Genomic DNA, 22,027 nt, shown 5'->3' with positions numbered 1-22,027 from the left:
GTGACACCGCAACCGATGAGACGCGCCCGCCGCACCTTGGCCGCGACCGTCACCCTGGCGGTCGCGAGCACCACGCTGACCGGCTGCTTCGAGGAGCCGTCACCGCACGACGCGGTGCGTGACTTCCTCGTGGGCTGGCAGACGGAGGACTACGAGCTGGCCGCCGGCCGCACCGACGGCGACGCGGCGACGGTGCGCAAGGCACTGGCCGACGCCAAGCTGGAGCTCGACGCGGCCTCGTTCCGCTTCAAGATCACGAGTATCGGCGTGACCGGCGACGAGTCCAAGGCCGACTTCCACGCCGAGGTCGACCTGGGGGAGAACAACCCCCTGTGGCAGTACGAAGGCGTGCTGCCGCTGCACCTGGTCGACGGCTCGTGGAAGGTGCGCTGGTCGCCCTCGGTCCTGCATCCGGAGCTCAAGGAGGGGCAGCGGTTCGCGGTCGACACCCGGCCCAGGCCGCGCCAGCCGATCGTCGACAGGGCGGGCGACGCGCTCCAGAGCGACAGGGTGCTCTACGTCGCCGGTGTCTACCCCAACCAGCTCGGCGACCAGGCGGAAGAGGTGGTCACCCAGCTGTCGGAGGTCACCGGCTACGCCCAGGACCGGCTGCTGAGCCGGGTCAGGTCCTCGCCTCCGGAGAAGTTCGTCCAGCTCGTGACGTTCGGGCGCTCGCGTTACCAGTCGATGCAGGCGAAGCTGGAGGCCATCGACGGGGTCGAGATCGAGGCGCAGGAGCAGCCCGTCGATCCCGACGCGCCGCGCCAGATCGTGGGCGACGTCAGCGCGCTCACGCCCGAGACCGAGCAGAAGCTCGGTGGCCCGCAGCGGGCCGGCGACTCGGTGGGCAGGAACGGCCTGCAGCAGGCCTACCAGAACTACCTGACCGGCTCCACCGAGACCAGGGTGGTCACCCTCGACCTCAAGACCGGCCGGCAGGTCGCGCAGCTGGAGGAGTGGCCCGGCCGGCAGAACGTCTCGGTGAAGACCACGATCGACCGCGCCACGCAGGCCGCGGCCGAGCAGGCGGTGGCCGACACCGGGACGAGCGCGCTGGTGGCGGTGCAGCGCGACACCGGCGAGATCCTCGCCGTCAGCACCAAGGGCCTGCACCAGGAGCGCGACGCGCTGGCCGGCAAGTTCCCCGCCGGCACGGCGTTCTCGATCGTGGCCGCCGACGCGCTGCTGAAGAAGAAGGTGAGCACCAAGCAGAAGCTGGCCTGCCCGCAGGAGCGCACGGTCGGCGGGGCCAAGTTCGTGCACGCCGGGCAGTCCACGGGCGTCACGACCTCGGCCACCTTCCAGGAGAACTTCGCCAAGGGCTGCGTGACCGCGCTGGCCTCGCTGGCCCGCCGGGTCACGGCCGGCGACCTGGAGCGCAGCGCGAAGGCGTTCGGCGTGGGGCTGCCGTGGCGGCTGCCGCTCAAGTCGTTCAGCGGGGCGCTGCCGGGGCTGGCCAGCGACGCCGACAAGGCCAAGGCCATCGCGGGCCAGAACGTCCAGATGAGTCCGCTCAGCATGGCCCTGGTGGCCGCGGCGGTGGGCTCGGGCACGTGGCGGCCGCCGGTGCTGGTCACCGACCCGAAGTCGCCCGACCCGTCGGCCGAGGCGACCCCGGCCACCCAGCCGGCGCCCGTTCCGATGGACGCCGAGGTCCGCGCCGCGCTGACGACCATGATGCGGGCCGGCGCGGCCGGTACGCCCGCCCAGGCGGGCAAGGGCCGCGTCTACGGCGTCCGGGCGTCGGCGGGCAGCCAGCAGGGCTGGTTCGTCGGCTGGCAGGGCGATGTGGCCATCGCGGTGCTGACGAAGAACTACGACCCCGCGGCCGTGGCGGGCAGCTTCTTCGCGGGCCTGCGCAACCCATCGTGAAATTGTCGCGACGCTGAGCAACCATCCGGGCATCCGATTGCGTCTTACTGAATGACTGGGCCCGCTCGGGGGGTTGCGGTCCCAGTCGCCGTGATGAGATCAGGACTTCATCTCGGGGGAAGTCCTGCCGTCCGGACCGGCTCGACCCTGCCGGTCGGCCCCCGGGAGCGCGCGCCTCTGTGCCACGCTCCCGGGGGTTTCGGCATGTGCGGCTACACCAGGAATTAAGTTGGCGTTGAGGGTGTTGTCCCCTGTAGATTCATCAATGCGCGGGCCACGTCCTGACGGGGCGCGTGTTGAAAACTGCACAGGGGGTGACTGGCTTCGACTTTGACCTTGCAAGCCAGGTGAAGCGGGCCGAGGACTGCGGACATAACCTCGTTAATCCTGTGACCGCAAACTACAAGTGCCAATTCCAAGAGCACTGTGGCTGCCAGGTCTGACCTGGCGCTCGCTGCCTAAGTAGCGAAACCACTGTCAGCCCGGGAGTGCCTTCGGCCCGGTGTCTGGCATCGCTAGAAGGCTCAACCGATCAACCCGGCCACGGGGGCGATCGGGAAATCAAACAGTGGCTGAGCCCGTCGGCGACTCGCCTGCGTGATCGCCGGGGCTGAGAAAAGCACAGCAGGCTGCGCCCGGAGAAGCCCTGACTTGGGGTTGAAGGACGCGGGTTCGATTCCCGCCACCTCCACCACTTCAGACCGCCTCCACCTGCGGAAACTCCGCAGGTGGGGGCGGTTTTTCGCGTTCACGACGTTTTGTGCGCCGGGGAACCGCCGGGTGAACCGTGGGCGAACTTTCAAGATCGATCACGGGTGGCGCCGTGCCCTTCTGCTTGGATCTCTTTGGCCGAAATTTGCCATCGAGCATGACCGAAAGTGAGGGGCCATGGCGACCTCGGACGAGGCCGACTTCCTGGACCGGTTCGCCGAGCTGCGGGAGGTCGAGGCCGCGGCGAACGGCCTGGTCAAGGTGACGGTCGACGGCACCAGCGACCTGGTGGAGCTGGTGATCGACCCCAGGGCGATGCGGCTGCCGTCCGAAGAGCTGGCCGCCGCGATCAAGGAGGCGTTCGGGCGGGCCCGTGCCACTGCCCAGGAGCGCGCGATGCAGGCCGTTCCCGACGTCCTGCGGCAGGAGACGCCGGAGCTGACCGCGCTGCTGAAGGACATCGAGGCCGACGCCCGCGGCAACATGAACGAGATCCTCCTGGCCGCCGGCGAGCTGACCGCGCGGCTGGACCGGCTGATGCAGCAGGGCACCCGGCGATGAGCGAGCGCGGCGACGGGATCCAGGTCGTCCACGGCAGCCGGACCGTGTCCGCCGGCAGGCTCAGGGAGCAGGCGGACGAGCTGGAGCGGGCCCTGGGCGGCGCGCTCGGCAGGGCCGATCACGCGGGAGGCGCCGGGGCGGCGCCCGAGCGGCCGGGGGCGGGGTTCGACGTCGAGTTCGCCGGGCTGACCGAGCTGGTGCAGAACGCGTTCGGCGCCACGGCACGGACGTTGCGCGACCACGCCGCGAAGGCCGAGCTGTCGGAGCAGAACTACACGCGTGCCGAGCAGGCCGGCGTCGAGTCGGCCGAGCGCGTACGGACCGGGCTGGAGGGGCTGTGAGCTGGGAGATGCCGCCGGGGCTTCGGGTCGTGCACGGGCTGGTCGCCTCCGACGCCCCGTGGCCGCGTGCCGACGAGACGCAGCGCCTCGACGGCGCCGGGTCGTGGATGGACCTCGCCTCCGCCTCGCAGGGCGGCCGGGTGGAGTCTGGGGCGGCCGTCTCCCAGGTACGGGCGTCCGGCAACTACAGCGGCGACCTGTCCGTCTTCGAGAGCGCGTGGAGCGGCACGGACGAGCGGATGGGCGACGGGGCGCTGGCCAACGCCCTGGTCGGCACCGGGACGACCGCGGTCGTGGTGCTGCGCACGGTGTGGAAGTACGCCGTCGTGCTCGCCCTCCTCGCCCTGCTGCTGTCGATCATCAGGGCCTTCGCGCTGGGCCCGGCGATCGGCGCGCTCTTCACCAGGATCAGGACCATGGGCACGCGCAAGGCGCTCCAGGCCACCCTGGCCCAGATCGAGCGGAACATCGGCGGCAACGCGGTCGCCGCCCTGCGGCTCGCGAAGCAGCTGTTCGCCCGCCTCATGATCGTGCCCGGCATCCAGACGGCCCTGGTGGCGGCCAACACGCTCTCCCTCGACCCCTTCGACGACAACTCGCGGGCCCGCGAGGCGGCCGAGCACGTGCTGAACCAGACGCCCGAGGGGCGGGCGGCGCTCGCGTACGCCAGGGAGCACGGCATCACCACCCTGTACCAGAGCGGGAAGAACGAGTACGGGTCCGGCTACAACCGGAACCTGAACGTCATCCACATCGGCGGTGCCGGCTGGTCCACCCCCGAGGCGATGGCCGGGGAGTTCGTCCGGCAGGTCGAGATCGCCAAGAGCCGCTGGGACCCGAGCCCTCTCGGGATGACCATGGAGGAGTACGCCGAGGCGCGGGGCCGGGAGGAGGAGGCGGCCAACCGGGCGGCGTACCGGATGGGCACCCAGCTCGGCTACGAGGAGGACGCCCGCCAGACCTACGGTGAGGACGACTTCAGGGGCCACGGTGCCAGCTACCGTGACCTGGCGTACGAGCACGACGAGGGGCTGGAGCAGGCCATTCTCAACGGCCCGTTCAAGCTGTTCAACGACGGCCCCCTCGACTACACCCGCTGAGGCCCCGCCCCAGAGTCACAGATCTGCCACTCTGTCACCAATCATTGCTCTACGTGTGCTTAGGTGGTGCTTTGACAATTCGGGTGTTCTAGGTGGGGTTGAAGCGTGTCAAGGTACGACTGGCGCCATTCGGCGTTCGCGCCCCTGGTGGGGCTGCTGGTGTCCGGGGTGCTGCTGGTGGCGGGCGCGGTGGGGGCGCTGCTGAGGTTCGTGGGCGCGACGACCGCCCCGGCCGCGGCCGAGCTCGTGGTCACGCTCGTCATCGCGGTGTTCGTGACCACCGTGCTGAGGATCGTCAGGGCGGTGCCGGACATCCGGCGGGAGAGCGCCGCGACGGCGCGGGCCGTGGCGAGCATCGGGTCGGTGAAGCCGAACGAGGACACGCTGGTGGCGCGGCGGCTCAAGCTGTTCAAGGAGGCGGCCGAGGCCGGGAGCGACTGCGAGGCCGTGCTGAGCGCCCGCTCCGCGCTGGACGAGAGCGAGATGGCCAACAGGCATCACCTCGACCACGCGCTCATCTGGGCGCTGCCGGTCTTCGGGTTCATCGGCACCGCGCTGACCATGGCCGCGATGGTGGGCTCGTTCGGCGACGCGCTGGACGGGCGGGGCGACCCCTCCGTGCTGATCGCCGCGCTCAAGCAGTACGTGCTGCCCGAGCTGGCCTCCGCGTTCGGCGTCACGATGATCGCGCTGTTCCTGAGCGTGCTCGCGTTCGGCGCGATGGCGCTGGTCGAGCGGGGCGAGCGGGCCAACGTCGGGGCGGCGGACGAGGTATTCCTGGTCTACCTCGCGCGGCTGCCAGGCAAGAAGGAGGCCGTGCCCGGCCTGGCAGGGCTCACCCGCGAGCTGGCCCAGGTGCAGGGGCTGACCAAGGAGCTGTCCCACATGCAGGGCCTCACGCAGGAGCTGGCCCACTCGCGGGGCAGGACCGAGGAGCTGGTGAAGGGGCTGGACGCGCTGCGTACCGCCGTCGACCGGCTGGCCGCCGCCGAGAGCCGGCCGCAGAAGTACACGCTGGTGAGGGAGCAGTGAGGAAGCGGGCCCCCAGGTCGTTCGCCCCGCCGCTCGACCTGCGCTTCATCGACCTGTTCATGGCCATCGTGCTGGCGCTGTCGTTCGTGGCGATCATGCTGACCGTCGTGACGCGGATGTTGCCGACGCAGGACGCCGCGCCGCCCTCCCGGCAGCAGCAGAGCGTGGCCCAGCTCGAACGCCGGCTCGCCGCCGCCGAGCAGGCCAGGCGGGAGGCCGAGGCGGAGCTGCGCACCACGCGGGAGCAGATCTCCGAGCAGACCGCCTTCGCCCTGCCCTGGTGGCTGATCGGCTTCTGCGCGCTGCTCGGCGTGCTCGCCGTGTTCATGAACTGGCGGGTGCGGCTGTGGAACAAGGGCAGCCTGCCGCCGCTGTGGAGCTGGGGGCTGGTCACGCTCGTGGTGGCCGTGGTCACGGTGGTGATCAGGTCGCTCAGCGACGGCCAGGGGTACCTGCTGCTGGCCGAGATCCCGTGGTGGGCCGCCGACGTCCTCTGCCTGGGGCTGCTGCTGGTCGCGCACGTGCTGATCTCCGACATCCGGGACCGGCACCTCACGCTGGGCAGGATCAAGGCCCGGGACCGTTAGTTCAGGCGAACGTCACTCCTGTCACATCTTTCCCGCCTAACGTGGCACGCGTCTCGATCATCCCTCGTTAAGGAGATGCGATGTTGCGTCGAACCCTGGGTGTGCTGGCCACCGCGGGCGCGCTGCTGCTCACGGCCGTTCCCGCCTCGGCGACGGCCGTCGAGCCCCTTCCCCGCGCCCACGCGCACAACGACTACGAGCACGAGCGCCCGCTCCTGGACGCCCTCGACCACGGGTTCACCAGCGTCGAGGCCGACATCTACCTGGTGGACGGCGAGCTGCGCGTCGGGCACGACCCCGAGGACCTGCGGCCCGGCCGTACGCTGCAGTCGCTCTACCTCGACCCGCTGGCCCAGCGCGTACGCCACGGCAGCGTCTACCCGCGCAGCCGCCAGCAGCTCCAGCTCCTGGTGGACATCAAGAACAACGGCGCCGCCACCTACACCGAGCTGGACAAGGTGCTGAGGAGCTACCGCAAGCTGCTCACCACCTACCACAAGGGCAGGGTCAAGCCCGGCGCGGTGACCGTGGTGATCAGCGGCGACCGGCCGCGCGACCTCATGGCCGCCCAGGAGCGGCGCTACGCCTTCTACGACGGCCGCATGGCGGACCTGGGCCAGGGCGACCCCGGCCTCATCCCGCTGATCAGCGACAACTGGACGAACCACTTCACCTGGACCGGCGCCGGCGAGATGCCCGCCGCCGAGCGGGACAAGCTGCGCCAGATCGTGGCCACCGCCCACCGCGACGGCCAGCGCGTACGCTTCTGGGCCACGCCGGACACGGCCGGGGCGGCCAGGGACGCGCTCTGGCGCGAGCTGATCGCCGCGGACGTCGACCACATCAACACCGACGACCTGGCGGGGCTGGCGGCCTTCCTGCGCGCCAACGACGGCAAGCGCGAAGCGGCCTAAATCCCCTCGCACCGGCCGCGAACCCCCTGTAGGGTCCGGAACCAGACTGGCCGCGGGACTTCGGTACGACTTCCGGAATCCGCCTGTACAGCGAACCTTTCGCAGTTCGTGCCCCCATTCCCCGGCCAGTCGACGACTTCCGGGGGAGCCGATGGAGACCTACGCCGACCTGATCGAGTGCGAGGACGTGCTGCTCTTCGCGAACGCGGCGATCACCTCGACCGGCCAGCGCGAGTTCCACAGCGCGGCCGGCGAGCAGCGGCTCTCCCTCGCCTTCCTGCACAGCTACATCCACGGCAACTATCCCGACCTGTACGCCGCCACGCTCGCGCTCGACATCAACGACCACAACGCCGCCCTGATCATCGCCAACCTGCTCGGGCGCAAGGGCGGCCACCCGGGCGACGCGCGGCTGATCGCGTGGCGGCTGGCGCGGATGAGCCCGCCCCGCGTCTACCGGCTCTTCCAGGAGCTGCGGCGCGCGGGCGTCAACAACCGGCGCACCAGGGCGCTCGTCCGCGACTGGCTCGCCGCCCGGCCCGACCTCGCCTTCGACGCGGTCAAGTACCGCTCGGCGGTGAAGTCGGCCGTCCGGCACGCGCACCTGCGGCCCGAGGGCGAGCTGGGCGACTTCCTGTTCGCGCCGTTCAGCCGGGCCCGCTACGACACGCCCGTGCTGGAGGCGTGGCGGCGGGCGCACTACGACAAGAACGCCCTGTACGACCTGCCGTACACGGTCGCCGAGGGGTTCGCGGCCCGCCACGGCATCAGCAGGGCCGTCTTCCTGGAGCGGGTCGCGCCCCGGCTGACCCGGCTGGAGCGGCTGCGGCTGAGCGAGTCGGCCGAGCGCGACGGGGTGCGTACCGAGGCCGATCTGGCCGCGATGCCGCTGGTTCGGCTGGCCTCGTACGTGCTGTCGCTGGCCGCGGACGTGCGGACGCGGCGGCGCGGCGAGCTGGTCGCGGCGCTGCGCGCGTCGGCGGCGCGGGCGGCGGGGGAGCGGGCCGGCACGTGGGGCAGCGTGGCGGCGGTGCTCGACGACAGCTTCTCCTCCTTCGGCTCGCCGGTGAAGCGCCGCCGGCCGCTCGCGGTCGCGCTGGCCTGCCACTACCTGCTGCAGGCGCTGGCCGGCGGCTACCGCGGGCTGTGGCTGTCCGGCCGCGCGGAGCCGCTGCACGCACGCCCGACCGGGCCCACGCCGCTGGGGCGGCGCATCCTCGACGCCCTCGAAGGGCGCCCCGGTTTGCTCGTCATCGTCTCCGACGGCTGGGACAACGCGCCGCCAGGGCTGGCGGGCGAGGTGCTGCGCGTCTGGCGGCGCAAGCTCGACCCGGCGGGCAAGGTCGGCATCGTGCACCTGAACCCCGTCTACGACGCCGGGCAGTTCGACGTGCGGCGGCTGTCCCCGATGGTGCCGACGGCCGGCATCCGCGACGCCGAGGACCTGCCGGCGCTGGTGGAGCTGGCCAGGTTCGCCGAGGGGCGGACGGGGCTCGCGGAGCTGCGCGCGTACCTGGAGGATCGGGCGGCCCGGCGATGATCGATCTCACCGGGCTCGACACGCGGCCCGCGCAGACCTGGGGGGCGATGCGGCTGGTGCCGCTCGTACGCCGCGAACCCATCGAGGACCTGCGGCTGCACGCCAAGGTGTACGGCGACGAGGCCAGCGTGGTGCTCCTGCCGGACCGCACGGTCTACACCGCGTACGTGCCGCACGCCTTCGTCGCGTCCTGGACCGGCGACGGCACCCCCGCGGCGGCGTACGGCACGCAGCTCGGGCAGCCGCTGCGGCACGTGTGCGTCAGGACGCGGCGCAGGATGGCCCGCCGGGTCGACACCAACCGGCTCCGGTTCCTGCCGCTGCACCTGGCCGTGGAGGGCTTCCTCGCGCTGCACTTCGGCGGCCCCGAGATCGCCTGGGAGGAGTGGTCGCGCCAGGCGATCGCGCACGGCCTGTCGCCGCGGGCCGAGGACGCCTACACCGGGGCGGAGGTGCGCGGGCTCGACGACGCGCTCAAGGTCTTCGAGATCTACCCGGGGCAGTGCGGGCTGCTGCTGTACGCGGGGGACACGCTGGCCAGCGCGTTCGTCGTGCCGCATCCGGAGGACTACCGGGCGCTGCACCCGACCCTCATCCGCGACCTGTACGGCGAGCTGATCTACGAGTACGCCCTCTTCTACCCCGCCAGGGACTTCCCCGCGGCGATCGACGAGAGCGCGGTCACCAGCCTGGCCGACCTGCGGGCCGAGGCCGAGCGCCACGAGCGGGAGTGGGCCGGCTTCCACGACTCGGTCATGGCGGCCGGGCTGCTGCGCGCCCCCGCGCGGGTGGAGGAGGTCTACCGGATGGGACCGTACACGCTGAGCCGGTTCCTGCCCTCGTTCGAGCGCAAGAGCGAGAACCACATCGGCGAGACGATCACCGGCGCGGACGGGCGGACGGCGTACCTGAAGACGTTCAGGCTGTCGGAGGCGCAGAGCCGGCGCGGCCACCTGCTCAGCGAGCTGGCCGCGCACGGCTGGAACCTGGCCGCCACCGCCGCCACGCTCCGGATCAGCGTGCCGCTGCTGGCGGCGCGGCTGGAGCGGTCGGGGTTCGGGCACCTGCTGCGGCAGGACGTCATGGACGCCTACCGCAAGCAGCTCAATGAGCGCACCCGGCGTACTCGTCGAGGCGGCGCAGCATCGCCACCAGCATGAGCGGGAACATCACCACGTGCGAGACCAGCATCAGCCCGTCGGCGTCCATGACCCCCGTCCACAGCAGGGGGAAGAGCGGGACGGCGGGCGCGAACATGATCGCGCACATCTCCAGCGTCGGCGCCCAGCCGTGCCCGCGGAACCGCATCCACGCGGCCATGCCGATCGACATGTTCAGCGCCATCGACAGGTACCACAGCTCCGGCTGCTCGGCGTGGGAGACGCCGAGGCCGACGGCTGCCTGCAGCATGCCGAGCGCGAACATCCCGACGAACATCGCGATGATCATTTCGAGGTAGTGGAGGGCGAACCTGCCCCACCGGCGGCCGGTCTTCGAGGTTGTCGTCGTCGTCATGCCCCGACTGTGTCCGGTACGGGTGCCGCCGGCCAACGGAAGCAGCCAGGAAGGTCCGGAAACTTGGGTTCTGCGTCCTTCGGACCTACAGTCGGGGCCATGGACCGACGACGGGTCGTGATCGTGGCCTACGAGGCTTCGGAGCTGCTCGAGATCGCCAGCATCACCTCGACGCTGGAGAGCGCCAACTGGCACGGGGCGTTGCCGTACTACGAGTACCGCGTCGCCACCCCCGGCGGTCACCCGATCACCACGGCCACGGCGCTGACCCTGAACGCCCAGCTCGTCCTGGAGCGGGTCACCGGGCCCCTCGACACGCTCGTGGTGGCGGGCGGCATCGGCCACGAGGACGCCGCCGCGAACCCGCTGATCGTCGGCCACGTCCGCCGGCTCGCCAAGGAGAGCCGCCGCGTGTCGTCCGTCTGCACCGGCTCGTACATCCTCGCCGCCGCCGGCCTCCTCGACGGCCGCCGCGCCACCACGCACTGGCACCAGGCCGAACGCATGTCCGAGCTCTACCCTGACGTCGTCGTGGACCCCGACCCGATCTTCATCAGGGACGGCAACGTCGCCACCTCCGCGGGCATCACCGCCGCCCTGGACCTCATGCTGGCCTTCGTGGAGGAGGACAACGGCACCGAGCTGGCCAGGACCGTCGCCAGGAACCTCGTCACCTACCTGCAGCGCCCCGGCGACCAGGCGCAGATGAGCATGTTCGTCAGCGCCCCCTCGCCCGCCAACAGCCTGGTCAAGCGGACCCTCGAACACATTTCGGCCCACCTGCGCGACGACCTGAGCACGGCCACGCTGGCGGTCGAGGCGGGCGTCAGCGAGCGGCACCTGACCAGGCTCTTCCTCAGGCACCTCGGGCAGACGCCCGGCCGCTACGTCAGGCAGGCCCGCACCGAGGCCGCCGCCCACCTGCTCGCCTCCACCTCGCTGCCGATGGCGGCGGTGGCGGTGCGCTGCGGGTTCGGCACCGCGGAGACGCTGCGGCAGGCCTTCATCGACCGGTACGGCATCCCGCCCTCCCGCTACCGCCTGACGCAAGCGGTCGGTTGATCCCGACCCTGGCTGGTGTGTCCGCGATGAACGGTGACCGGGTCGTGGGCGGCTGCACGCTGCGGCGCCTGCTCGGGGGACCGGCCCTCACTCACTCGCCAGTTGCCCCAGCGTCACGGTGACCGTCTCGCTCTGGCCGTTCGAGCGCGTCACGCCCACCCGGGCGCGGTCGCCGGGCTTGAGCGTGGTGATGGTCTCGGCCAGGACGGCCATCGTCGGCGTCTCCTTGCCGTTGATCGAGACGATCACGTCACCCGCGCGGATGCCGGCCTTCTCGGCGCCCCCGCCCTGCTCCACGCTGGCCACCCCGACCCCGCTCGGCTGGCCGTCGGAGCCGATGACCGTGCTGCCGCGGATGCCCAGGGCGGCGCGGTGGCTGTTGGTGACCTTGCCGTGCTCGACGATCTGCCGGGCGATGTCCGTGGCCGTGTTGCTCGGGATCGCGAAGCCGATGCCGGGCGCGGCGCCGCCGCCCAGGGCGGGGTCGGTGGCCGCGAGCGTCGGGATGCCGATCACGTGACCTGACAGGTCCACGAGGGCGCCGCCGCTGTTGCCGGGGTTGATCGCGGCGGAGGTCTGGATGGCGCCGGCGATGGTGGCGCCCGGTGAGTCGGGGTTCTGTGGCTCTGTCACCGTACGTCCCAGCGCGGAGACGATGCCGTTCGTGACGCTGCCGGACAGCCCCAGCGGGTTGCCCATGGCCAGCACGATCTGCCCCACCCGCAGCCTCGAGGAGTCGCCGAACCGCGCCGGCCTGAGCCCGTCGGGCCGGTCCACCTTGATCACGGCCAGGTCCCCGGCGGCGAACGACCTGACCAGCTTGGCCGGTCGCGGCGGCCCGCCGGTGGCGATGGTGACGTTCATCTGCGTGGCCTGCCCGACCACGTGCGCGTTGGTGACGATGTGCCCCTTGGTGTCGAACACGATGCCGGACCCCAGCCCCACCTTCGTGTTGATCTGCACGATGGACGGCAGGACGTCCGAGATGACCTTCTCGTACGCCGCCTCCAGCGCCTGCGGCGTCGCGGTGGGCGAGGCGGGCGACGTTCCCGGCCTGGTGGGCGAGGCCGTGGGTGAGGCCGTGGGCGAGGCCGGCGCGGTCGGGCTGACGGTGCCTGTGGTGGTAGGGGGAGGCCCGCAGCCGGCGACCAGTACGGCTGCGGCGGCCAGTCCCGCGACGATCTCCCTCATGCGGAGATCCTGCCCAGCTCAGCTCGAAAGATACGCTTCCCGGACGTTTCGCCTGCTCAGCTTGCCTGTCGGCGTACGGGGCAGCGACTCCCTGTACTCGATGAGCCGCGGATGCTTGAGCCTGGCCAGCCGGGGCGCGCAGTGCAGCAGCAGCTCGGCCGTGAGCTCCTCGCCGCCGGTCACCCCGGCCACCGGCTGGACGAGCGCCACCACCTTCTGCCCCCATTCGGGGTCGGGCACGCCGATCACCGCCACGTCGGACACGGAGGGGTGCTCCAGCAGCGCCGCCTCGATCTCGGCCGGGTAGATGTTGACCCCGCCGGAGATGATCAGGTCGGTCCGCCGGTCCAGCAGGAACAGGTAACCGTCCTCGTCGAGGTAGCCGATGTCGCCCGGCGTGTAGTCGCGCCCGCGCATGGCGGCCGCCGTCTTGTCCGGGTCGCCGTGGTACTCGAAGCGGTTGATCCCGCCGATGTAGACCAGCCCCGGCGAGCCGGGCGGCACCTCGCGGCCGTCCTCGTCCACGATCGTGAACGACATCCCGTCCAGCGCCCTGCCGACCGTGCCCGGCTTGGCCAGCCACTCCTGCGAGGAGACCATGGTGGCCACGGCCGCCTCGGTCGAGCCGTAGTACTCCCAGAGCACCGGCCCGAGCCAGTCGATCATCGCCTGCTTGGTGGCCGGCGGGCACGGGGCGGCCCCGTGGAAGAGGTGGGTGAGGGACGACAGGTCGTACGACTCCCGGTCCGGCACCGCCAGCAGCCGGTGGAACATCGTGGGCACCATGAAGGCGTTCGTCACCCGGTACCGCTCGATCAGCTCCAGCGCGGCGGCGGCCTCGAACTTCTCCGGAGCCACGATCGAGTGCCCGAACTGCAGTGCCATCATGGCCTGCCCGTACGGCGCCGAGTGGTAGAGCTGCGAGCACACCAGGTGCACCCCGCTCATGGGCAGGCCGAAGTGCTTCCAGCTCTTGCGCATCAGGATCGGGTACAGCTCCTCCGGCGTCAGGTCCAGCAGCCGCCGGCGCACCCCCTTCGGCCGGCCGGTGGTGCCCGAGGTGTAGAGCATCATCGACCCGGCCCGCCGGTGCTCGGGTGGGGTGGCCGGCTGGCCGGCGGCGAGCGCGTCCACCGTGAGGGCGTCCGGCGCGATCACCACCTTGGCGCCGCAGTCGCCCACGATGTAGTCGATCTCCTCGGTGGTGAAGTGCCAGTTGACAGGGACGAGATAGGCCCCGATCTGGTACGTCGCCAGCATCATGGTCAGCGCGTCGGCCCCGTTCTTCAGCACGGTCACCACGCAGTCGCCCGGTGCGACTCCGCGCGAGGTCAGGCCGTTGGAGGCGCGGTTGACGCGGTCGAGCAACCGTCCGTAGGTGATGCCCTCGTCGCCGAGGAGGGCGGGGCGTTCAGGGTCGTTGGCGGCGATCTCATAGAAACCCCTCATGTTCGCAGACCTTACAGAATTAGATTCTGCTGGGGGAATAGAGGAATTATCCCGCTCCTTCGTGACGTAACCTCAAGGCCATGGCGGACGACGGCGAGCGCAGGCGCACCTATGATTCACCCACCACCCCGTTCCGCAAGGTCGTCCTGCCCGCGGAGGAGACGGTCAGGATCTCCCGGCCGCCCACGCCTGGGCCGTCCAGCCCGGTGAAGTCGCCCAAGCAGGGCGAGGGGCAGTCGCCCGGCCAGCCCGCCGATCAGCCGGCCGCTCAGAACGGTGACCAGCCGACCGCCCAGAAGGGTGGCCAGTCGGGTGACCAGCCCAACGGTCAGGCCGCCGGTCAGCCCACAGGTCAGGCGAGTGGTCAGCCCGCAGGTCAGGCGAGTGGGCAGTCTGCAGGTCAGGCGAGCGGTCAGGCTTCCGGGAAGGCGCCGGCTGAGGCGCCGAAGCAGGGGGCCGGCCGGTCGCCCGGCAAGATGGTCGCCCCGGCGCCGAGCCAGGCCCCGAAGCGGCAGCCGCCGAGCGGGCCCTCCGCCCAGCCCCCGGGCCAGACCCCGACGGGCACACCAACTCCAGCCCAGGGCCCGGGTCCGGGCCAGGGCCAAGGTGCCGGCCCAGGCCAGGGGCAGGGGTCCGGCCAAGCCCCGGGCGCGGGCCAGGCGCCGGGAGCAGGTCAGTCGCAGGGTCCGGGTGCGGGTCATGGGCAGGGGCCGGGTCCCGTTCACGGCCCAGGGCCGATGCAGGGGCCGGGGCCGGTGCAGGGGGCGGGGTTGCGGTTGGGGCAGCCGCCGCAGCAGCAGTACATGCAGCCCCCGCCGCCCGTGCCGCCGCTCCCCCCGGAGCCCAGGGCGCGCCGTTTCGGTGACATCCCGATCAAGGCGGTCTACCTGGTCGGCGCCATCCTCGGCACGGTCGTGGCCGTGCTGCTGGTGTTCGTCGTGTTCCGTGGCGACGTGCCCACCAACCAGCAGCCGGGCGAGCAGATCGTCCGGGTCGCGCCGGTGCCGTCGGTCTCGGCGACACCCACGGTGTCGACCAGCCCGACCCCGACCGAGACGCCGATCGTGCTGCCGCCGGTGCCGGACTCCAAGAAGTACGCCACGCTGTCCGGCACGGCGTCCTCGGTGACGGGCACGATCACCGACAAGAACAGCGGCATCTCCTACCCGAGGCTGGCCTCGCCGTGGAAGGCGAAGTCGTTCCCACCGTTCTCGATCGCGCAGCGCATCGGCAAGGTCGCCATCCCGCACACGGTGATCGCCTCCGCCATGTACCCGGGCGAGTCGCCGGAGAAGAAGCCCAGCTCGAACGCCGACTACCGCGAGATCGCCACCCAGGCGGCCCGCTGGACGATCCGCACCCAGTACCCCGAGGGCGCCGAGCTCGACGAGTGGACCGCCTCTCAGAAGATCCCGGTCGGCAAGGGCTGGACCCTCGGTTACAAGGTCACCTACACCTTCGGCGGCAAGGAGCAGGAGGCGCAGGCGATGGTGACGGTCATCGAGGTGGGCAAGACGAAGCCGGCGATGCTCATGGCCTCGATCCCGGAGACGAACAAGACCCGCTGGCGCGACCTGAACACGCTGGTCCAGCAGGTCCGCCCGCTCTAGGAAGCCCGGGAAACCGGCACGGGAGAGCGGTTGCCAGAAGCATCCTCTAGAATATGATTCTGGGCATGACTCGGACCTGGCTGGAGGATGGACAATGGCGATCGGGTTGAGCGAGGAGCACGAGGCGCTCCGCGAGTCGGTGAGCGGCTGGGCGGAGCGGAACATCCCCTCGGAGCTGCTGCGTGCCGGGACCGAAGGGCGTCCCGCGTTCTGGTCCGGGCTCGCCGAGCAGGGGCTGCTCGGCCTGCACGTGCCCGAGGAGTACGGCGGCTCGGGCTACGGCCTCCTGGAGGCGGCCGTGGCCGTCGAGGCGCTGGCCGAGCGCATGGCGCCGGGGCCGTTCGTGCCTACCGTGCTGGCCAGCGCCGTGATCAACGCGTCCAAGCGCCGCGAGCACCTGGAGTCGTTCGTGGACGGCACGCTGACCGCCGCCGTCGCGCTGACCGGCTCGCTGACCGGCACCCGCCGCGAGGACGGCTCCCTGGTCGTCTCCGGTACGGCCGAGCCCGTGCTCGGCGGCTCGCTGGCCGACTCGCTGGTGCTGCCGGTCGCCACGGCCGACGGCGAGGAGTGGGTGCTCGTCGACGCCTCCTCCGCCACCGTCACCGAGATCAAGTCGCTCGACCTGACCAGGCCGGTCGCCAAGGTCGAGCTGTCGGACGTGGTCGTCCCCGCCGAGGGCATCCTGGACGGCGTCGAGACCTCCGACGTACGCGACCTGGCCGCGATCCTGCTCGGCGCCGAGGCGGCGGGCGTGGCCTCGTGGTGCGTGACGGCCGCCGCCGAGTACGCCAAGGTACGCGTCCAGTTCGGCCGCCCGATCGGCCAGTTCCAGGGCATCAAGCACAAGTTGTCGCGGATGCTGGTCGCGCTGGAGCAGGCCCGTGCCACCGTCTGGGACGCCACTCGCGCCGAGGGCCAGGAGCTCAGGTTCGCGGCCGCCGTGGCCGGGGTCATGGCCCCCGACGCCGCCGTACAGTGCGCCAAGGACGCGATCCAGACCTTCGGCGGCATCGGCTACACCTTCGAGCACGACGTGCACCTCTACTACCGCCGCGCGCTCACCCTGCGCGCGCTGCTCGGCTCGTCGGCCGAGTGGGCCGCGACCGTGACCGAGCTGTCCCTGCAGGGCGTCTCCCGCGAGATGGAGATCGACCTGCCCGAGGGCGCCGAGGCGCTGCGCGAGTCGATCCGCGCCGAGATCGCGGAGATCGCGAAGCTGGAGGGCAAGGAGCAGAAGCGGGCCCTGGCCAACCAGGGGTTCGTGATGTCGCACCTGCCCAAGCCGTGGGGCCGCGACGCCAAGCCGCTGGAGCAGGTGCTCATCGCGCAGGAGCTCAAGGCCGCCAAGGTACGCCTGCCCGCCATGATCATCGGTGCCTGGGTGGTGCCGTCGATCGCCGCGTACGGCACGCCCGAGCAGCAGCAGCGCTTCCTGCCCAAGACGCTCAGCGGCGAGATGATCTGGTGCCAGCTCTTCTCCGAGCCCGGCGCCGGCTCCGACCTGGCGTCGCTGCAGATGAAGGCGGAGAAGGTCGAGGGCGGCTGGAAGCTCAACGGCCAGAAGATCTGGACGTCCGTCGCGCACGTGGCGGAGTGGGGCATCTGCATCGCCCGCAACTCCAGCGAGGGCTCCAAGCACGAGGGCATCACGTACTTCCTGGTCGACATGAAGGCCCAGGGCGTCACGGTCAGGCCGCTGACCGAGATGACCGGCGAGAACCTGTTCAACGAGGTCTTCCTCGACGACGTGTTCGTGCCGGACGACCTGGTCGTGGGCGAGGTCGGCGAGGGCTGGAAGGTGGCCCGCAACACGCTGTCCAACGAGCGCGTCTCGCTGTCGTCCGGGTCGGGCGGCACCGGCGCGTCCGTGCCCGACCTGCTGGGGCTGGTCGGGCGGCTGGGCCGGGAGCTGACGCCGGCCGAGGCGCAGCGGGTGGCCGAGGTGGTCTGCGAGGGGCACTCGATCAACGCGCTGTCGCTGCGGGTCACGCTCAAGCAGCTCGCGGGGGCCGAGCCGGGGGCGGACGCGTCCGTACGGAAGCTGCTGTCAACCTCGCACGCCCAGCATGTCTCGGAGAGTGCGGTGGAGTTGCTCGGTGCCGCTGCGGTGATCGCGGCGGACATGAAGCTCGGGGACGCCGGCTACTGGAACCGGGCGGTGCTGGCGACCAGGGCGATGACCATCTACGGCGGCACCACCGAGGTGCAGCTCAACATCATCGGCGAGCGCATGCTGGGGCTGCCGAGGGACCCGGAGCCCGGCAAGTAGGGCCCGTCGCCACATCCTTGCCCCCTCGCCCCTTCCCCGCCGCACTTCGCTGCGGTCCTTGAGGGGAAGGGGCGAGGGGCGCGGCCCCCGCGCGGGTCAGCCTGCGGCGACCCGCTAAGCGGTCGGCAGGCGGCGACCTGCCAGGCAGGTGACCTGCGGGCCGCTAAGCGGTCGGCCCGCGACGACCTGCCAAGCGGTCAGCCGCAGCGATCCGCTAAGCGGCTGGCCTGCGGCGGCGGCCCGCTAAGTGGTCGGCCGCAGCGATCCGCTAAGCGGCTGGCCTGCGGCGGCTCGCTTAAGTGGTCGGCCTGCAGCGATCTGCCAAGCAGGCGACTTGCGGCGGCCCGCCAAGCGGCCGGCCTGCGGCGACGCCGCATGGGCAGGCTGGGCGGCCTGCTCAGGCAGGCGCAGGGCGAGCACGTGGGCCAGGTTCGGGCCGATGGCCAGGCTGGCTCGGCGCCCGGCTCGGCACCCGGCTCGGCACCCGGCTCGGGGTGACGCTGTCGCAGCTCGCCGTTGGGCGACCCCCGCATGAGGGCGCTGGGTTGTTGCGCGGCTAGCTTTTCAGCGGGCTCGGAGGGATGGCCGTGCCGTCCTTGTCGGGGACGGGGTGGCCGATCCTGATCTCGCCGACGCAGGCCGGCGGGCCGGAGCCGGTGGTGCGGAGGGCCAGTTCGGCGCCCTCGCCGGGGATCCGGGCGAACGTCCTGCCGAGGTCCTTGCCGGCGCGGACCTGCGTGACACCGAGCCCGAGCCGCACCGACAGGGTGGTCTCGGCGCTGTTCAGGTAGGTGATCTGCGCGGTGTACGCGCCGCCGGGGAGCCGGCCCGGGAGGCGGAAGCGGACCTCGTCCGGACCGACGGGCACGCAGGGCCCGCGCTGTGGGACGCGCAGGCCCTGGATGGCGACCGGGCGCAGGCGCCCCCGCTCGTCGAACGTCAGCGGCTGCTGCACGGGGCCGGACAGCTCGCGCATCCACGTCACCGGCCACGGGTCCGGCACCCCGAGGAGCCTGGAGTGCAGGGCGTAGTCGTGGAAGAAGGCGGCGGCGGCGACCCCGGGCGGCACGTGCGTGTCGAGCACGGTCGTGCCCTCCGGCACGCGGGAGAGCGCCAGCCTGGCCGTTTCGACGTAGTCGCGGACGGTGCCGCCGAGCGGGCGGTCGGCGTACGCGGCCACCGACCAGACCGAGCCGGCCGTGACGGCGGCGGCGAGCGGTGCCCAGGCCCACCTGAGGCGGGTGCGCGGGCGCAGCCAGGGCCGTTCCTCGCCGTCCAGCGGGATGAACGCCAGCCCGAGCACGATGGCCACGACGGTGGCGGTGGCCGCCAGGTAACGCAGCTCGAAGCCGAGGATGCCGGGCCCGAGCAGCTCGATCCGTCCCAGCAGCACCGGCACCACGTCGGCGAGCAGGAAGTAGCCGAGCAGCACCAGCCACGCCAGCCAGGCCCGCCGCCGCCACCGCACCGACACGGCCACCACGGCCGCCGCGACCGCCAGCCCCGCCCAGACCAGCGGCTCCGGCGGGGCGGCCATCGCGTAGTCGTCCCCGATCGGCCGCCACTGCCACGGCCCGCCCAGCGCCGACGGGATCAGGCCGCGGGAGCCCAGCATCCAGAAGAACTCGCCCGCCACGCCGGCGTCCGGCAGGTCAGGGGTCTGCGTCTCGTTGTTGATCTGGACGGAGCTGAAGAGCCCGGTGAAGAAGACCCACGAGTACGCGGCCAGCAGCCCCGCGTACGGCACCCAGGCCCGCCACATCCGCTTCCAGCCGGGCGCCAGCCAGCCGGCGGTGATCACCAGCATCAGCACCGGGATGAACGCGGCCTTGACGAAGAAGACCAGCCCGAACAGCGTCCACGCGCAGGCCGCCACCACGTGCCGGATCCGGCCGTTCCTGACGTACAGGAGGTGCGAGGACAGCGCCATCGGCAGCGCCAGCTGCAGCGGCAGCGTCTCCAGCACCGCCGCCCACCACGACAGCGACGGGATCGTCATGGGCGTCAGCAGGTAGAACCCGAGCGGCACCAGGATCGCCGGCCGCGCCCCGAACAGCAGCCACAACAGCCGCAGCAGCGCCAGGCTCGCCCCCGCCTGCAGCGCGATCGTCATCGAGTGGGCCAGCAGTTCGTTGTAGCCGCCGAGGCGGGCCATCGCCCACGAGATGCCGAAGCCGCCGGGCAGCAGGTGGCCCACGTCGACCCACATCAGGTAGTCCCAGGTGAAGCCGCTCTCCTGGCCCCTGATGATGTAGTGGAAGTCGTCCTGGCGGAAGTACGTCCGCCTGACCAGCTCGAACTTCCACACGAGCTGCACCGCCACCATCACCAGCCCGGTGGCGAGCACGGCGTCGCCGCCGCGTAATCGTCTCCCCTGTACGGTCATGGCCCCCAGCCTCCCGTCTCGGCGAGCGTAACCACGCGAAGGTGATCACGGGAATGGCCGTGGCCCGGTTGTGATGTCATTGCGGGATGCCGCACACCGCCCGAGCCGGGCTCGCCGCCGCCCTCCTCGGGCTGGCGCTGGGCTGCCTGGCGCTCGGGCCGGCCCTGGGGTGGGGGTTCACGCTGCTCCAGGACATGGTGTTCGTGCCGGATCCGGCGTTCTCGCGGTTCACGTTCGGGCTGGCGGGCGGCGCGGCCCGGGTGGTGCCGAGCGACGCCGTGGTGACCGCGCTGGCGCAGGTGCTGCCCGCCGAGCTGGTGCAGAAGGGGATCCTGCTGGGGATCTTCGTGCTGGGCTGCTCCGGGGCGGCGCTGCTGACGCCGTCGCAGTCGCTGGGGCCGAGGCTGGTGGCGGGGGCGTTCTACGTGTGGAACCCGTACGTGGCCGAGCGGCTGCTGATCGGGCAGTGGGCGCTGCTGCTCGGGTACGCGGGGCTGCCGTGGGTGGTGCGGGCCGTCTGGTCGGGGCGCAGGGTGGTGCTGTCGGTGCTGCCGGCGGCGGTGGGCGGGTTCGCGGCGATGACGGTGACCGCTCTCACGGCGCTTCCCCTGGCGCGGCGGGACGTGCTGGTCCGGGTGGTGGCGGTGCTGGCGGTGTTCAGCCTGCCGTGGCTGATCCCGACGGCGCTGCGGCCCCAGGGCATCGAGGGCGATCCCGCCGGCGTGGACGCCTTCGCGGCCAGGGCCGACACTCCGTTCGGGACGGTGGGGAGCCTGCTGTCGCTGGGCGGGATCTGGAACCTGTACGCGGTTCCGCCCGGGTACGAGAGCGTCGTCGGGGCGGTGGCCAGGCTGGCGCTCACCCTGGTCGGGGTCGTCGTCTTCCTGCGCTCGGAGGTCCCGTACAAGGGGAGGCTGGTCGCGGCGGCCGGGATCGGGCTGGCCGTGGCGTGCGCCGGGGTGAGCGAGCCGGGGCGGGCGGCGTTCAGGTGGGTCGTGGTGGAGGTGTGGGGCGGGTTCGCGGTGTTCAGGGACGCCCAGCAGTACGTGGCGCCGCTGGCGCTGGTGGCGGCGCTGGGGCTGGGGCTGCTGGCCGAGCGGGTGGCGCGCCACCGGACGTGGGTGGCGGCGCTGGTGCTGGTGCCGGTGGCCGTGCTGCCGACCATGGCGTGGGGGTCGCTGGGGCGGCTCGGGGCGGTGCCGTACCCGGAGGGGTGGACGGCCGCGCGGGAGGTCATCCGGCGCGATCGGGAGCCGGGTGACGTGCTGGTGCTGCCGTTCGAGTCGTACCGGCAGTTCCCGTGGAACGGCGGGCGGGCGGTGCTGGATCCCGCGCAGCGCTTCTTCGCGACGCCGGGGCGGCGGGTGGTCTCCAACGACGCCGTACGGGTGGGGGATCTGGTCGTCAGGAGCGAGGACCCACGCGTCCAGGCGCTAGAACACGTACTAGAAGGAGCCTCGCCCAACCTGCCGGGTGCCGGATTTCGCTACGTGATAGTCGACGCGGGGACAGGTGAAGAGCGGCAGCGGTTCGGTATGTGGCTACGGAGCGCGAGGGTGGTGGTCGATACCCGTGACCTGCGGTTGTATCGTTTCGACGGCCCCGTGGCGCGGGTTCCGTCCGGATAGGTACGCTGATCAGCGACTTTGTTAAGATTTCGTCTAGCTACTTCCGAGTAGCAAGAATTGGTTCTAGGTTTAGGGGCGCCCGCACCAATGTCCGCTCGAGGAGGAACCCCGTGATCAAGATCCTCTTAGCAGCGATGATCGGCGTCGCCGTTGCGGCACTCGTGGCGACGGTCACCACCGTCACCTTCACCGGCGCCACCGCCACGCCGGTCAACCAGCCGCTCTACAACTACGGCGACCGGTAATCCGAGCCGAA

General features: G+C 71.6%; 18 protein-coding genes and 1 other RNA gene. 15 read left to right on the top strand and 4 right to left on the bottom strand.

Going from position 1 to position 22,027, the window contains the following annotated elements; all coding sequences use genetic code 11:
* Positions 1-15: 15 nt before the first annotated feature.
* The 10 genes from HD593_RS49990 to HD593_RS49945 all read left to right on the top strand — a co-directional run bounded on the left by HD593_RS49990 (position 16) and on the right by HD593_RS49945 (position 9,818).
* On the top strand, positions 16-1,872 hold the full coding sequence (locus tag HD593_RS49990) for a penicillin-binding transpeptidase domain-containing protein (RefSeq protein WP_185109917.1): 1,857 nt from the start codon (positions 16-18) through the stop codon (positions 1,870-1,872).
* A 310-nt stretch (positions 1,873-2,182) separates the two neighbouring features.
* Positions 2,183-2,566, top strand: a transfer-messenger RNA (tmRNA) gene (gene ssrA / locus HD593_RS49985).
* 194 nt (positions 2,567-2,760) lie between these two features.
* Positions 2,761-3,144: a YbaB/EbfC family nucleoid-associated protein gene (locus HD593_RS49980; RefSeq protein ID WP_185109916.1), complete on the top strand. Its 384-nt coding sequence runs from the start codon at positions 2,761-2,763 to the stop codon at positions 3,142-3,144.
* Positions 3,141-3,485, top strand: coding sequence for a hypothetical protein (locus HD593_RS49975; RefSeq protein WP_185109915.1), 345 nt, complete (start codon positions 3,141-3,143; stop codon positions 3,483-3,485). The genes HD593_RS49980 and HD593_RS49975 overlap by 4 nt, the downstream gene beginning before the upstream one ends.
* Positions 3,482-4,585: a hypothetical protein gene (locus HD593_RS49970; protein ID WP_185109914.1), complete on the top strand. Its 1,104-nt coding sequence runs from the start codon at positions 3,482-3,484 to the stop codon at positions 4,583-4,585. The genes HD593_RS49975 and HD593_RS49970 overlap by 4 nt, the downstream gene beginning before the upstream one ends.
* 105 nt (positions 4,586-4,690) lie before the next feature.
* Positions 4,691-5,617, top strand: coding sequence for a hypothetical protein (locus tag HD593_RS49965; RefSeq protein WP_185109913.1), 927 nt, complete (start codon positions 4,691-4,693; stop codon positions 5,615-5,617).
* Complete coding sequence (locus tag HD593_RS49960; protein ID WP_185109912.1) at positions 5,614-6,204, top strand: hypothetical protein; 591 nt, start codon at positions 5,614-5,616, stop codon at positions 6,202-6,204. Before HD593_RS49965 ends, HD593_RS49960 begins: the two co-directional genes overlap by 4 nt.
* An 80-nt stretch (positions 6,205-6,284) precedes the next feature.
* Positions 6,285-7,118, top strand: coding sequence for a phosphatidylinositol-specific phospholipase C/glycerophosphodiester phosphodiesterase family protein (locus HD593_RS49955; RefSeq protein WP_185109911.1), 834 nt, complete (start codon positions 6,285-6,287; stop codon positions 7,116-7,118).
* A 151-nt stretch (positions 7,119-7,269) separates the two neighbouring features.
* Positions 7,270-8,658 (top strand): hypothetical protein, encoded by a 1,389-nt coding sequence (locus tag HD593_RS49950; RefSeq protein ID WP_185109910.1) that lies wholly within the window; start codon positions 7,270-7,272, stop codon positions 8,656-8,658.
* Positions 8,655-9,818, top strand: coding sequence for an ARPP-2 domain-containing protein (locus HD593_RS49945; protein ID WP_185109909.1), 1,164 nt, complete (start codon positions 8,655-8,657; stop codon positions 9,816-9,818). Before HD593_RS49950 ends, HD593_RS49945 begins: the two co-directional genes overlap by 4 nt.
* Here the strand turns inward: HD593_RS49945 and HD593_RS49940 are convergent.
* Positions 9,763-10,173 (bottom strand): hypothetical protein, encoded by a 411-nt coding sequence (locus HD593_RS49940; RefSeq protein ID WP_185109908.1) that lies wholly within the window; start codon positions 10,171-10,173, stop codon positions 9,763-9,765. The two genes, HD593_RS49945 and HD593_RS49940, sit on opposite strands and share 56 nt — an antisense overlap.
* A 99-nt stretch (positions 10,174-10,272) precedes the next feature.
* Here HD593_RS49940 and HD593_RS49935 point away from each other — a divergent pair, with 99 nt between their 5' ends.
* On the top strand, positions 10,273-11,235 hold the full coding sequence (locus tag HD593_RS49935) for a GlxA family transcriptional regulator (protein ID WP_185109907.1): 963 nt from the start codon (positions 10,273-10,275) through the stop codon (positions 11,233-11,235).
* Positions 11,236-11,322: 87 nt separating this feature from the next.
* Here the strand turns inward: HD593_RS49935 and HD593_RS49930 are convergent, their stop codons facing one another.
* Positions 11,323-12,426 carry a S1C family serine protease gene (locus HD593_RS49930; protein WP_185109906.1) on the bottom strand — a complete coding sequence of 368 codons (1,104 nt, stop codon included), beginning with the start codon at positions 12,424-12,426 and terminating at the stop codon, positions 11,323-11,325.
* 18 nt (positions 12,427-12,444) lie between these two features.
* A complete protein-coding gene (locus HD593_RS49925; protein WP_185109905.1) occupies positions 12,445-13,875 on the bottom strand; it encodes an AMP-binding protein in 1,431 nt (476 codons plus the stop codon).
* A gap of 770 nt (positions 13,876-14,645) precedes the next feature.
* Between HD593_RS49925 and HD593_RS49920 the strand changes: the two genes are divergently transcribed.
* Together HD593_RS49920 and HD593_RS49915 are read left to right on the top strand one after the other, a co-directional pair.
* The gene (locus HD593_RS49920; protein WP_185109904.1) at positions 14,646-15,485 is read left to right on the top strand and encodes a hypothetical protein; all 840 of its coding nucleotides are present in this window, start codon (positions 14,646-14,648) and stop codon (positions 15,483-15,485) included.
* 94 nt (positions 15,486-15,579) lie between these two features.
* Positions 15,580-17,757: an acyl-CoA dehydrogenase family protein gene (locus HD593_RS49915; RefSeq protein WP_185109903.1), complete on the top strand. Its 2,178-nt coding sequence runs from the start codon at positions 15,580-15,582 to the stop codon at positions 17,755-17,757.
* A 556-nt stretch (positions 17,758-18,313) separates the two neighbouring features.
* Here HD593_RS49915 and HD593_RS49910 read toward each other — a convergent pair.
* A complete protein-coding gene (locus HD593_RS49910; RefSeq protein WP_185109902.1) occupies positions 18,314-20,143 on the bottom strand; it encodes a hypothetical protein in 1,830 nt (609 codons plus the stop codon).
* An 86-nt stretch (positions 20,144-20,229) separates the two neighbouring features.
* Between HD593_RS49910 and HD593_RS49905 the strand changes: the two genes are divergently transcribed.
* Together HD593_RS49905 and HD593_RS64035 are read left to right on the top strand one after the other, a co-directional pair.
* Positions 20,230-21,771: an MmpA family trehalose lipid delivery protein gene (locus HD593_RS49905; protein WP_185109901.1), complete on the top strand. Its 1,542-nt coding sequence runs from the start codon at positions 20,230-20,232 to the stop codon at positions 21,769-21,771.
* A gap of 110 nt (positions 21,772-21,881) precedes the next feature.
* Positions 21,882-22,016, top strand: coding sequence for a hypothetical protein (locus tag HD593_RS64035; RefSeq protein WP_272894589.1), 135 nt, complete (start codon positions 21,882-21,884; stop codon positions 22,014-22,016).
* Positions 22,017-22,027 lie beyond the last annotated feature (11 nt).

Origin of the sequence: Nonomuraea rubra (assembly GCF_014207985.1) — a bacterium.
GTDB classification, from domain to species: Bacteria; Actinomycetota; Actinomycetes; order Streptosporangiales; family Streptosporangiaceae; genus Nonomuraea; species Nonomuraea rubra.
This window is presented reverse-complemented; position numbering and strand designations above follow the sequence as displayed.